This is a genomic window from Bacillus sp. PAMC28571 (assembly GCF_014250435.1).
Taxonomy (GTDB): Bacteria; Bacillota; Bacilli; order Bacillales; family Bacillaceae; genus Bacillus; species Bacillus safensis.
The window spans coordinates 2,554,908-2,566,602 of sequence record NZ_CP060191.1; the positions used below are offsets into that span (position 1 = coordinate 2,554,908).

The 11,695-nt window shown below is 42.3% G+C and carries 14 protein-coding genes; 1 reads left to right on the forward strand and 13 read right to left on the reverse strand.

From position 1 onward, the window contains the following. Positions 1 to 2: 2 nt before the first annotated feature. From H7F25_RS12980 to H7F25_RS12995, 4 genes are read right to left on the reverse strand one after another with little or no spacing between them, the layout of a single operon-like run. Entirely contained in the window at positions 3 to 671 is a 669-nt protein-coding gene (locus H7F25_RS12980; protein WP_185853793.1) for a LysM peptidoglycan-binding domain-containing protein, read from the reverse strand. Beyond that, the gene (locus H7F25_RS12985) at positions 664 to 4,791 is read right to left on the reverse strand and encodes a transglycosylase SLT domain-containing protein (protein ID WP_185853794.1); all 4,128 of its coding nucleotides are present in this window, start codon (positions 4,789 to 4,791) and stop codon (positions 664 to 666) included. Before H7F25_RS12985 ends, H7F25_RS12980 begins: the two co-directional genes overlap by 8 nt. Further along, positions 4,792 to 4,929: a hypothetical protein gene (locus H7F25_RS12990; RefSeq protein WP_152619553.1), complete on the reverse strand. Its 138-nt coding sequence runs from the start codon at positions 4,927 to 4,929 to the stop codon at positions 4,792 to 4,794. A 41-nt stretch (positions 4,930 to 4,970) separates the two neighbouring features. Further along, a complete protein-coding gene (locus tag H7F25_RS12995; RefSeq protein ID WP_012011040.1) occupies positions 4,971 to 5,411 on the reverse strand; it encodes a phage tail assembly chaperone in 441 nt (146 codons plus the stop codon). A 185-nt stretch (positions 5,412 to 5,596) separates the two neighbouring features. On the opposite strand from H7F25_RS12995, the gene H7F25_RS19530 reads away from it, so the two are divergent. Beyond that, complete coding sequence (locus tag H7F25_RS19530) at positions 5,597 to 5,653, forward strand: putative holin-like toxin (RefSeq protein WP_350223447.1); 57 nt, start codon at positions 5,597 to 5,599, stop codon at positions 5,651 to 5,653. A gap of 283 nt (positions 5,654 to 5,936) precedes the next feature. On the opposite strand, the gene H7F25_RS13005 is transcribed toward H7F25_RS19530, so the two are convergent. Genes H7F25_RS13005 through H7F25_RS13045 form a run of 9 tightly spaced genes read right to left on the reverse strand, consistent with a single transcriptional unit; the run spans position 5,937 to position 11,657 of the window. Then, on the reverse strand, positions 5,937 to 6,380 hold the full coding sequence (locus tag H7F25_RS13005) for a phage tail tube protein (protein WP_024423257.1): 444 nt from the start codon (positions 6,378 to 6,380) through the stop codon (positions 5,937 to 5,939). 1 nt (position 6,381) lies between these two features. Beyond that, positions 6,382 to 7,728 carry a phage tail sheath family protein gene (locus H7F25_RS13010; RefSeq protein WP_044332541.1) on the reverse strand — a complete coding sequence of 449 codons (1,347 nt, stop codon included), beginning with the start codon at positions 7,726 to 7,728 and terminating at the stop codon, positions 6,382 to 6,384. A gap of 3 nt (positions 7,729 to 7,731) precedes the next feature. Next, entirely contained in the window at positions 7,732 to 7,944 is a 213-nt protein-coding gene (locus H7F25_RS13015; RefSeq protein ID WP_003212736.1) for a YqzN/YkzM domain-containing protein, read from the reverse strand. After that, a complete protein-coding gene (locus H7F25_RS13020) occupies positions 7,931 to 8,386 on the reverse strand; it encodes a phage tail terminator family protein (protein ID WP_039180991.1) in 456 nt (151 codons plus the stop codon). The genes H7F25_RS13015 and H7F25_RS13020 overlap by 14 nt, the downstream gene beginning before the upstream one ends. Before the next feature lie 4 nt (positions 8,387 to 8,390). Further along, on the reverse strand, positions 8,391 to 8,888 hold the full coding sequence (locus tag H7F25_RS13025) for an HK97 gp10 family phage protein (protein ID WP_024423260.1): 498 nt from the start codon (positions 8,886 to 8,888) through the stop codon (positions 8,391 to 8,393). After that, a complete protein-coding gene (locus H7F25_RS13030) occupies positions 8,885 to 9,241 on the reverse strand; it encodes a YqbH/XkdH family protein (protein ID WP_185853795.1) in 357 nt (118 codons plus the stop codon). Before H7F25_RS13030 ends, H7F25_RS13025 begins: the two co-directional genes overlap by 4 nt. Continuing rightward, positions 9,238 to 9,621, reverse strand: a complete 384-nt coding sequence (locus H7F25_RS13035) for a protein YqbG (RefSeq protein WP_024423261.1) — start codon at positions 9,619 to 9,621, stop codon at positions 9,238 to 9,240. Before H7F25_RS13035 ends, H7F25_RS13030 begins: the two co-directional genes overlap by 4 nt. Before the next feature lie 13 nt (positions 9,622 to 9,634). After that, complete coding sequence (locus H7F25_RS13040; RefSeq protein ID WP_024423262.1) at positions 9,635 to 10,558, reverse strand: phage major capsid protein; 924 nt, start codon at positions 10,556 to 10,558, stop codon at positions 9,635 to 9,637. A gap of 22 nt (positions 10,559 to 10,580) precedes the next feature. Continuing rightward, complete coding sequence (locus H7F25_RS13045) at positions 10,581 to 11,657, reverse strand: XkdF-like putative serine protease domain-containing protein (RefSeq protein WP_185853796.1); 1,077 nt, start codon at positions 11,655 to 11,657, stop codon at positions 10,581 to 10,583. Positions 11,658 to 11,695: the final 38 nt, after the last annotated feature.

Below are 11,695 nucleotides of genomic sequence, written 5' to 3' on the forward strand. Positions count from 1 at the left end.
CCTTATTGTGGTATTTTTAATTTTTGTCCAGGAAAAATCCAATGCCCTGGCTGCTTAATATTGCGTTTACTTCGTTTAATCATCGCTGCTTTATTGGTATTCCAAATACGCCGCCATTTTGTACTGTCACCATAAAATCGGCCTGAAATGGCCCATAGCGTATCCCCTTTTTTGACGGTGTACATTTTTGGTGGTGTTTTTGAAGGCCGCTTCTTTTTCGTTTGTTTTGCTTTTTTCTTTCGTTTGATTTTCCTAGGCGATGCGGTTTTATATTCCTTTAACTCGATCGTAAATTCACGATCTCCAATATCATATGACCCTTCCTTGTGGGTGAAGCTTTCAATGCTGCACGTCATATTGATTTTTGTCCCAGTTACAATCAACCGAACAGATTTCTTTGAACGCATCATTCGTTCAATTTTCGCGATCGCATTCTCTGGTGATGGAATGCTTTTATATTCAGCAATCGGCGAATATTTCTTAGGAAATAATGAGGTGAATGATACTTGTTTCGCCGATGGTACGTCAATAAAGGTCAGTTCTCCAAAAGAGGCGACCTTTACCGTTTCATTTTGTACGTTATTTGTGATTTCGAGTTCGGATGGAAGGACAGGGAATCGCAACTTGTCCTTTCCTTGAGAAATCCACAATTGATACACTGATTTACCCATCAATTACGACCCCCTTCGTTCCTGTATGAATCTCTACTTCTAGTTCATCTACAAGCATTTTTTTAATTTTTTCGACTAGCGATTGCTGATCTTGTCCATTATGGAAATGCTGATCTCCATTGAATTGAATCGTGATTTGTTTATTACCTGGCGATGTTGTACTGCCAGTAGACTGAACTGAGGTAACTTGCTGCATCTGTGCTTCTGGTAAAGGAGCAGATGCATTTGATGGATCATATACTTGCATCCCAAGTGCTTTAGCTGCCTGCGTCAATAAATACCTTCCGCGAATGCCTCTTTCCTCAGGAATAATCCATTCGCGTTTATTTCCTTCACCGACTCTAGCAACCTGCTCTTGAGTAATCAATCCGCCATTTGCATAGCCTTTATAAGGGCCGCCTCTTCTCATACTTCGTAATCCCGGCGTGTTGAAGACTGTTCCATATCTTCCCTTAATGTAGTTAATGGCTGCTACGGCATTATGAATTGGGTTCCAAATGTCATTCATGCCTTTGCCTTTATTGGAATTAAAAGTCGGTCCAATGGTTTGCATTAAGCCTTTAGAAGGTGTTCCCTTTTTGGCGTTGGAATCCCATAAGTTGATCGCTCTCGGGTTTCCATTTGATTCATGCTGCGCGATGGTCATCAAACCAGGTAGCCAGCTCATAGATGTGCCAGTTGCCATGAGAGCTGCCATAAGCCATTGCTGAACACTAAGGCCTGAAGCACCCATACCGCTAAACGCTCCGATTAATGAACCGGCTTGATTCTCTGCGAATTTCTTCACGTCAACTGAATCAAGACCTTTGACGACACCAATCGATGCAAATTTACCAAGACTCATCATGACGCGTGAAGGGGAATGAATGTCTAATTCCTCTCTAAACGCCTGTTCTACTTTCTTCGCCATTTCTTTGGCCGCTTGCGTGACTTCGCTTCCTTTGGAACGCATGCCGCTGTTAAAGGCGTCAATCATTCCTGAACCCCAGCCTGGTGATTCTTGTTTCGCTTGCAGGAATGGTTGTTTGATGTTTTGATCTACGTATTGGCTCGTGCCAATTGATGTGGCATTTTGGCCTGCTGCAAAACCACTAACCGTTCCAGAACCCCAAGTGGGTGATGCTGTCATCACTTGTTGGTAGGGTGCTTTTACACGACTTTGTAAAAAGCTATCTGTTCCAGTTGGTGTCATCTGCTGACCGTTTGCAAAGGCAGAAACCGTTTGCTGACCATACTTTCCTGAGTCTGATGTCAATTGACCAAAAGGCTGATGAATATTCTTTTGTTTCCATTGATCAAGAGAGATGACTTTACGATTTAATCCTTGTTCAAAATCGTTATTAAATTGCTCGCCAATGCTAGAGGCTTGAATGTCCCCCGTCATCGAGAGCGATCCGTCTATTGAACCGACAGAAGATGATGAAGCTACTACTGTAGGAGCTGGAGAGCTTGACACTGAATTTCCTGCCGCTCCGCTTGGTACAACAGACATTCCAAGTTGAGAAGCGGCCTGTGCCAGCAGCATTTTTCCGCGTCCTCGGTTATTTTGAGTTGGAATAACAAATTCGTTACCAGCTTCACCGACCCATGATAAGGTTGGCTGGGTGATATAGCCGCCTGTGGCGTTATTATCAGCACCTCCAAAGACATGTTTCAATACAAAATCAACCCCACCGCCAGCCTTATCAAAAATCTTTTTGACCCAGCCAAACGCTTTAGAAAACCCATCACCAATAGCTTCTGCTACTTTTACAATTGGCTTTTGAATGTTTTCCTCAAACCATTTGGATAATCCATCCCATATATCTGTCACAACTTTATACGCTTCTTCAAACTTTTTACCGAAACTGTCTTTAATGGTTCCTACCGTATCTACAAGTGGATTCCACACATTTTCCATAAACCATGTCGATACAACTCCAAAGATTGATTGTATCTTTTTCCATGCATTTGATAATGCTGTCCAAATTCCTGTAGCGACTGTAACAACTGTGCTGCTTAGTGGCGTCCAGACGTTCTCGATAAACCAGCCTGCGACTGCACTGAACGTTTCTTGAATCCATGTCCATGCATTGACTAGACTTGACCAAATGGTCGTGGCTACTGTAACGACTGTACCGCTTAACGGCGTCCAGACGTTCTCGATAAACCAGCCTGCGACTGTACTGAATGTTTCTTGGATCCATGTCCAGGCGTTGACTAGGCTTGACCAGATGGTCGTGGCTACCGTAACGACTGTACCGCTTAACGGTGTCCAGACGTTTTCGATAAACCAGCCTGCAACTGTACTGAATGTTTCTTGGATCCATGTCCAGGCATTGACTAGATTTGACCAGATGGATGATGCTACTGTGACAACCGTACTGCTTAATGGTGTCCAGACATTTTCTGTGAACCAAGTCGCAACTGTTGACCAAACTTCAACAATTTGGTCTTTGATTTCAATGGCTTTTTGACCAATCTTTTCAAATCCGCCGCCATCAAACCATTTTCCGATCGTTTCACCGATAGATTCGCCGCCCATACTTCCAGCGATGCCGCCTACTAGACCACCGATGGCTGTACCTACTCCTGGAACTACGCTTCCAATAGCTGCACCTGCTGCTGCACCTGCCATTCCGCCGGCAATACCGCCTCCAGTCGTACCGATCTTTTCACCAGCATTCTCTTTTTTCATACCGATTAAATTTGTTGCGCTAAGTAAACCACCTAGAATAGGTACTTTCTTTAATAATTTACCGCTCCCTTTACCGATATTTTTCACCGCATCTCCTAGTCCACTTAACCCCTTGCCACCTTTCATTAGACCCGTAAGTCCGCCAACTGAAGCTGCGATACCCGCACCTTTCTTTAGACCACTAGGGATTTTTCCAAATAATTTACCTGCATTTGATTTCAGTTTCCCTAATTTACTTGGAGGCCTTCTATTCATTTCGGTTCTTGATGTGGCATTTGGATTTGTTGATCGTCTCGATGAACGGCCATTTTTCGCTTTAGTAGATCCTCGGCTGCTTATACCTCTTGCACAACAAGGGCAACAACTACTGCGAAACAAACCTTTTCCGCCTCGCGGCTTAGGCTGCGTTTTAGGAGCCGAATTAGATGGTGTTGATGTTGGTGTTGTTGTTGGTGCTGTTGTTGGTGCTGTTGTCGGTGCTGTTGTTGGTGCCGGAGTGGTACTGTTGTTTTCACTTGATTGATCACTTGTACCAAAGAGGCGATCTAATCCAGTCTTCACCCATTGATCTAGTTTTTCTTCAGGATTAAATTTAATCTTCTCTTTAATTCTTCCGATCACATCTTGTTTGTACTCTTCTATTTTATTTTCAACCCAAGGAAGTGCTTTTTCATCCCAAAACTTTCTAGGACTCAATTTTTCCTTCACTTTGTCTGCAACGTCACCTGCATATTTTTGAATTTCATTTAATCCTTTATTGGCAAAGTTCTGTAGCAAACTCTGTTTAGGTTCATCCGTTTTAGCTGACGGACTAGCAGCCTCAGGCTCTTTTTTTATGGTTTTTTCTTTCACAACAGACTCTGCCTGATCTCGTTTTTTCAACTTACTTTTTGCATTGTCTTGAACAGACACTCTGATTTCGTGTTTGGACATTGTCAAGCTTTTGAGTGTCTTTTTGATTCGTTGAATTGCAGCGGTGGCTTGGTCAACCATGTTTAATCTCATATAGTACGTTCTGTTGATGAGCTGAAGGATTGATTTTTTGATCGATGACATTTTCGCTGACAATTGATCGTTTAGTTTAAACGTCAGCATAATGGGACTTGTCCCCATTTGTTTCAAACGATCTATGTTGGATTTAATGACATTCAGCCCCTTCGCTTGAAAGGATATGACCAGATGATTTGGAATCATATTTAACTGATTGTTCAATGTTTTTAGATCCCGATAGATTCCTTGATCCAGCCTCATAGAAAATACTGAAACTTTCCGCAGCGATAAAGTGAGGTTTCTTAATTTCTTTTCATCCATTTCCAGACTTATTTTCACTGGTTTTCTAAATGGTTTGAGCTGCTTCTCAAACGTTTGAAATCGTTTTTGAATGCGTAATAGCTTCTTCGACACCCGGTCTTCTAATTCAAATCGTGCTGTAAGTTTCGCCAATTATTTACCTCCTTTCTTTGCTTCTTTTTCTAGCAGGTCTAGCTTGTAGCTGATGAGTCCGAAAAGGAATGCTTTGAACGGTCTTGGTGATTCGTATAATTCCAGGAGTTCAGATGGGGAGTAGTGAAGCTCGTGCATTGCGTAATATAAAAACACCGCTTCTTTATCCCCATCTTTTATTAGTTTTTTGCTGCTTCTTCTAAATCTTCAATTTCATCTTCGAATCCGTTGATTTCGATCGCTTTGTTTAACCAGTTCGCATATTCACCGCCGACTGACAGGACCCGTTTTGCTACTTCAACTGGATCTTGTGTGCTGTAGGCTTCTCTTAATTCCTTTGAGCGGAAATCTGGATAAATCGTCGATTCAATCGCAATACGTGCGTAGAAGCGCTGGCTGTCTAAGTCTTTCACACGTCCTCTGCCTTTGACATTTTTGAAGGTTGTGTTTTCTTTTTCCAATTCATCAATACGTTCAGTTGTAATAGCTTTAAAGACAAAAGGAATGACATTCCCTTTTTTATCAACAAAACGCTTAGAAATCGGTACTTTGACTTCTTCCGCTTCTACTGTTTGTCCTGGCATAAAAAATGAAAGATCAAATGTTTGTTTTTCACTCATGTTTAAAAACTCCCTTTGTTATGTTTTTTTGAATGCAAAAAAGCACATCCATTTTTTGAATGTGCTTTCCAATCTTTTCATGTATCATTTAAATTGTACAATTGAACGGCTTGCTCAAGGGCGTCTGGCTCATCCCCGATAGGAAGGGGGTGATGCATATGTCAACATTTGAAGCGATTTCCCTTATGCTTTTATTCGGGATGTTTATCTTTACTTTGTTGACGTATATAGACAAAAAATAGACTCCCCTTGAGCTGTGGAAGGTTAAAGGGAAGTCTACCTAAAGAACCTATTCGATAAGCCAGCCCATTGAAGGGCCTCATTGTACATTGCCGGGATGTTAGAGCATCCTGGCTTCTTTTTATTTTATGCAAATTGCTTTGCAAGTAAACATATTTTAATGAATCGAATACAAGACGTTACCAGACGAAATGAAGACGGCATCAAGACGGTTGTATTACAACTGCATTATAGCATATTCAGCTGTTATTTAGCTAATTAATTAGCTAATTTCCTCCACTTTTCTTAGAATGTATTCTTCAGCTTTTCAGGCAGATCAAAGTCCTCGAATGTGAAAGGAACTTCTTCTTCAAGCGCCTCTGAATCAACATCTAATCCAGCGATTTTAGCAGAATCAAAGTTGACATCAAATAATGTCACACGCTCAGTGCCACGGCCTGATGATTTATCGTCAATTACCGCTTGTAGAGTGAAATATGGATCTTCTCCTTTTTTCACATAATTGAGCATTAATTGAACGAAACGGGACGTAACTTTATAGAATGTTGCCGTTCCTGTTCCGTTTGCTCCCGTTGTTTTATGGCCAGTCATTCGGCGGCCCATGACGTTGACTTCTGATTTGTTTTTCTCCACGTTTGCTTCGAAGGTTTTGATAAATGCAAGTTCCTCACCTTCTAAGAAAAGACGACCTTCTTTACCTGAAATTGTATTTTGTGCTTTAAAAGCCATCTTACTTCACCTCCACATTGAAATAGAATTTTTCTGCTGCATCTACTGGTTGAACCGCTAAATCGATGATAAATCCATCACGATCTTCATTGAGGCCAATTACGATATCTGTTTCTGAATTAAAGCCTGTAATGCCGCTGCCATCTTGAAGCTGTGTGAGATACTGGGTAATCAGTGTTTTCACAAGCTGCACTCCATCATCTGATGCTGGAATGTCATTGCCATTGGCTTTACGTAATTTAATCAGATTTTTTAATTCGAATGTTAAATCATTGTTGATCGCATCAAGCACACGAATGATTTTGTTTTTCGCCATTTGCTGGTTCTTTTCAGCTGTGAAGCTTGTCAAGGAGTTAATATCTTTTTCAACACTCACGGTACGATCTCGCGCATCAAAGGTGAAAAGGAACTCCCCTTGAGATAATCGGTATTCTACTTGATCATTGTCAAGGCGTTCTAATGTATCGACCGCTCCTTCGTATTCAACAAAGGTCAGTGACTGATTGAAATTTGCTCCGGCACTTGCACCTGCGACCCATGCTGTTGTTTGAGCAGGTGTTAGTTCGGTTCCATCTTCGAGTACAACACCGCTTGTCACATTGATGATTCCTTCTTGGTCAGCTGCATAATTCGCCACAACCCCTTGCACCTTACGTCCTTGCTTATCACGCAAACGCTCGATAAATGAAGCGAAGGTTGCTTTTAATTGCTCACTATTATCGACTGGAAGGGCAATGACATCGAAGTATTCTGTTTCTGCCGCTTCTAGGAAAGCTGTATAATCTGCGACACTTGCCACCCCGTTTTTCCCGCCGCTTAGTGCCACACCAGCTGTGATGACAGCTTCACCTTCACCAGAAAATTGAACGTATTTGTTTTTCACAAGATCTTTGACATCAGTGACAACCTGTTTATCCACAATGTCTGTTCCAAGATAAGTGATCACATCGCGTTTTGCGCTATCAAGTACATTTTCTGCGACTTGTACTGTGATCTCATTTCCTTTTTGGCCGCCATAATTTGCTGTGACGACAAAATTTTCAGCAATTTCGGCTTTGGCCGGCTCTCCTTCATTTAGGCGGTAAAGCAAGACTGTTTGCGCTTTTTTCTTTGCTTCACGGAAAAGAAGAAGTGACTTATCATCAATGTTGAGTCCAACCTTTTTATTTAAATCTTCCATATTTGAAACGGAAATAAAGGTTTTTGGTTCTCCCCAGCTCATCACAAGAGGAAGTGCCACCGTACCTCGATCGCCTAAAGTAATTCGCTGCTCTGCTGTTGTTTTAAAATTAAAGTAAATACCAGGACGCTTTTTCTCTGTACCTGGTGTAAAAGTGCCTCCGTTCATCCTTTAAACCTCCTTGGACAAAAAAGCATCAATGTGCTTTTTCGCTTCTGTTTTTGTAATTGGTTGATGTTTGATATAAAAAAGAGCCCCTTCAAGGATTTCTGGTTTGACCCCAAAAAGATCCTTACTGTGCTCCTTTAAGGCTTCAAATGAAAAGCCAAATTCTTTTTCTTCGCCGGCTGTTTGAGCGGGCTCTGCTTTTTTAGTCTTGCTCACGTTTGATCACCCCATCTGAAAAGTTGATATCTTCAAGGCTTGCCTGTTTGTCACGGTTGTACCAATAGCTGCTATCCCACGTCAGGACAATCGCTGCTACGCCTTGATCTATCATTCTTGTTTCCACTCTTTTTATGCGGACATAATCATCAAGCACCTCTCCGTCTTCACTCATCATCTGAATGATTTGACGATCAGCAAGCAATGCATCAACGATTGTTTCTGCCGCATCATGTGCTTTTTCTGTATCAATATGAAAGACTTTCACTTGCAGCGAATAAGATTTCATAAAGGTAGAGACCGTATCTGGACCACTGATTACTGTCACAGGCGGCACATAAACCGATGGCACTTGAAAGCGTTCTGGCAAAAGACGATCATACATTGTCACAGGAAAGTGTGTGTAGATATAATGCATGATTGCCCCGACTTCTTGATTCATTCCATCACCTCCCAAAATGTCGATCGAACCAGCTTTGCAGCTTTCGATCCAGCGACTGTTCAAACATTTGCTCATAGAGCATGACAGCATGATCCCAGTAGCCATTGCCATCAATCCATTGAGAGGCAAGCATCATTCCTGTACTTGCATTCGGATCATATTCAAAGCGGCTGCCAGTCCATCTGCCAGGCACCCATCTTCGCTCTCCACTTGAAGAAGTGGCATGTCCGTCATTGACATAGGAGGCATATTCAAGCTGCGTTCCCACTTCAAGTGTGAGACCGCCTTTTGAAATGAGAAAATGATTCTCCTTATCGCCTTGTGTAAAGGATCTAAGAAGCCGGCCTGTATCGACAGCATTCTCCTTGATTAATTCATCCTGAATGATGTCTAAAAACTGCAGGCCCATGTCCTCCAGCCAATCTTGATATTCTGCCTTTAAGCCGCCATCACCCGCTGTCTGCAGCTGTGAAATCAGCCGGTCAAGTCCATCAATTTTCATAGATTTTTCTTCCTGACTGCTATCACTTCGATGTGATGATTTTTCACTTTTTTAGGCTGTTGTAATTTGAGTGACACGCCATTCCACACCATTTTGTCATGCAAGCGAATATCACTTGCTAAAGGAAAATGGACAAGATAGGATTGATAAATGACTGTATTTGGCTCTTCTTGCACAAGTGACTGGTTTTTTTCTATGACATAACAAGATAGATCGGCTATGCTGGGAGCATCGGGATAGGAAAGTGTTATTTGTAAATCATCAGCTGGAATTCCAAATTTCCCGCGGGCAGACTCCTGCTGTTCAAGGTGAAAAAGATCACAGCGGTCTGTTAATAGAGATTGATAGCTCATAATGACCTCACCTTTAACTTGGCACTGCCGCCGGTCAATGTTGGTTCAATATAATCTACAAGCAGGGCATATACATAGGGTCTGCCTTTGACTTGATCAGCTGCCTTCGCATATGAATAATCGCCCATTTTTTCTGACGTAAAGCCTTTCATCATAGATTCGTCATCATTCAGCATGGCAAAATATTGGGCCATTTTTAATAATGCAATTCTTGCTTTTTCAGGGAGGGGCTGATATTTTTCGCTTGAGAAATCGTGACCTACGATCTGAAATACCGCAGCTTCTGCTTCGATAATATCTGCTGTCAGTCTTTCCACAGATCGATTTTTCACACGATCAAAGACAGAATAGGCTTGCAGTTCTTCAGCAGAAATGATCATGGCCTGCCGTCACCTACTCTTTCACTTTCATCACTTTTGCTACAGCATCCTCTTCCTCAAATTTGCTGTCTAGCTTCGCTGTGAGGACAATAATAAATTTACGGCTGCGAATATCTTTTTCTACTTCAATTCGAATATGACGAGAGAAACCTACGATAATATTTTTAGGGTGTGTCAGCAAAATATCTGATACGTCTGTTCCCGCTTCGTCATATGGCTGCATATTGGCAAGACCTTTGACCGGCACACCAAATGCAGAAGAAAGTCCGCCTTGAATGGCTGCATCTCCAAGGCCTGTCTGACGGTTTGCTACTTGATCCTTCCATTCAACTTCTAAGCTTGGGGATGTGTAGAAACGGAAATCCTGAGGTACACGTAAATATTTTGACGGCATCGCTTTATAGGCTTGCTTAAACATTTGGCGGCTGATTTCCGCTCCGTTTGCATCTACGATATGAGAGACTGCTTGTTTTCTCACGCCATCCATTTGAGCTAAAAATGGATCTGCTGAAGTCGTATCGCCATTGACAATGAGCTCTTCAATGTCAACGGCTGCTCGTTCAGCGAGCATTTGCATAATCGTCTGCTGAATTCCGTCTTTCTCAATATTGTTTTCAATGCTGTCATAGGTCATATGAATCTCTGCGATGACCTCTTTCGCATTTAGCTGGACAGTGCTTGTCGCTGGGACAACACGGTCTTTCGCATCAAGTGCTTTGCCTTCTTCTGCTGGGCGCAAAATACGCTGGCCAAAGCCGATTTTTTCGATTTTTTGTGAATCACTTTCCATTGGAATGATACGTGCATCATTTAAAACGGTTGGTGTATTTTGCATCATTCTAATGAATGTGTTAGATTGGGTGGCGTTCATGAGACCGCCGGTTTTTAAGCTGGCAAGTGTCATTTCGGCCTTGCGAATCAACTCTTGATTTCTCACACTGTTTCCTCCTTATTTAGGCTTATAGTAAGCCATCCCATATGGGCTTTGTACTGTCGTTTTGTGTATCGTGGATTGTTTGTTTTGACATACCGCGCGCTTTTTCAAGCATGTGAATCCGCTCTGAAATAGGCAAAAGCTGCTGCTGAAGCACTTGCTCAAGCGATGCTTTTTCTCTGCTGGCTGATTTCTCTAAGGAAGAAAGCTGATGACGAATCGGTGCAACGACTTGCTCAAGCACCTTTTGGACAGGTTCTTCCCCTGTTTGATCTGTTTCTTGCTGTAAGACATTTTCGATAGCCATTTTTGCTTTTTCAAGCTCTTGTACTTGCTCCGTTGTCAGAGCGGCATCTTGTTTTTGTACGGAGGCTGGCCTTTCACCAATCGTTTGAAGCACATCCTCTGTCTTCAAAATGTCCTGCACGATTGGCAGCAATTGCTCAAGCGCTGATCTTACACCCGCCTCATCACCATCACTTGACTGTAAGGTTTCCAGCAGATGGTCTAAAACGCTCCAAAATTGTTGTGACATGTTTGCACCTTCCTCTTTCAAAAAGAAATTTTTCAGCAAAGAAAAAAGCCCTCTCTCATTTGTGCTTTGAGATAGGAGCTGATCTTGTTCTTCTATTGCTACGATGTCCGCCGTTCCAGCCATTGAATACCCTGTAATGTGGCCTTTCTGAATTTGATCCCAAATCTCTTGGGAAGCCTTTGTTACAAGTACCCACGATCCTTTTCGAATCAGCTCACCGCCTACCTCAAAATCAGCGGGGGCAATGTATGATTCCACAACCTCGCCCACACCATGTTGAAAATCATGCTGCTTGTCAATGTGGCGGGCATCCTTCATAAAACCATGTGCCGCTCTTTCAATTTCTTTGGCAGACATAAAGTCTTGATGTGCATCAGGTGTATTCGGTTCATACACGACACCATACACAAGGCGATGAGCATCTTCTGCCTTTGTCAGCACACTAACCTCCTTTTGAAAGTCAGGCCGCTTTTTCTTTGCCTTCATCAAAAAGAATTTCTTTTTGTTTGCGGCTCTGTCCACATAGGAAACATGCGTAATTTTTGCGTTTTTTAATTCTCTTGGCATATGTTCACCCCCTTTCAAAAAAGCGCATGCGCTTCGGT

Coding starts and splice junctions, on each gene's coding strand:
- H7F25_RS13005 (WP_024423257.1), bottom strand. CDS start 6,380: ATGGCTTTTAAAGCACAAAATACAATTTCAGGTAAAGAAGGTCGTCTT.
- H7F25_RS12995 (WP_012011040.1), bottom strand. CDS start 5,411: ATGAGTGAAAAACAAACATTTGATCTTTCATTTTTTATGCCAGGACAA.
- H7F25_RS13010 (WP_044332541.1), bottom strand. CDS start 7,728: ATGAACGGAGGCACTTTTACACCAGGTACAGAGAAAAAGCGTCCTGGT.
- H7F25_RS12980 (WP_185853793.1), bottom strand. CDS start 671: ATGGGTAAATCAGTGTATCAATTGTGGATTTCTCAAGGAAAGGACAAG.
- H7F25_RS13035 (WP_024423261.1), bottom strand. CDS start 9,621: ATGATCATTTCTGCTGAAGAACTGCAAGCCTATTCTGTCTTTGATCGT.
- H7F25_RS13025 (WP_024423260.1), bottom strand. CDS start 8,888: ATGAAAATTGATGGACTTGACCGGCTGATTTCACAGCTGCAGACAGCG.
- H7F25_RS13030 (WP_185853795.1), bottom strand. CDS start 9,241: ATGAGCTATCAATCTCTATTAACAGACCGCTGTGATCTTTTTCACCTT.
- H7F25_RS13045 (WP_185853796.1), bottom strand. CDS start 11,657: ATGCCAAGAGAATTAAAAAACGCAAAAATTACGCATGTTTCCTATGTG.
- H7F25_RS12990 (WP_152619553.1), bottom strand. CDS start 4,929: ATGCACGAGCTTCACTACTCCCCATCTGAACTCCTGGAATTATACGAA.
- H7F25_RS13020 (WP_039180991.1), bottom strand. CDS start 8,386: ATGAATCAAGAAGTCGGGGCAATCATGCATTATATCTACACACACTTT.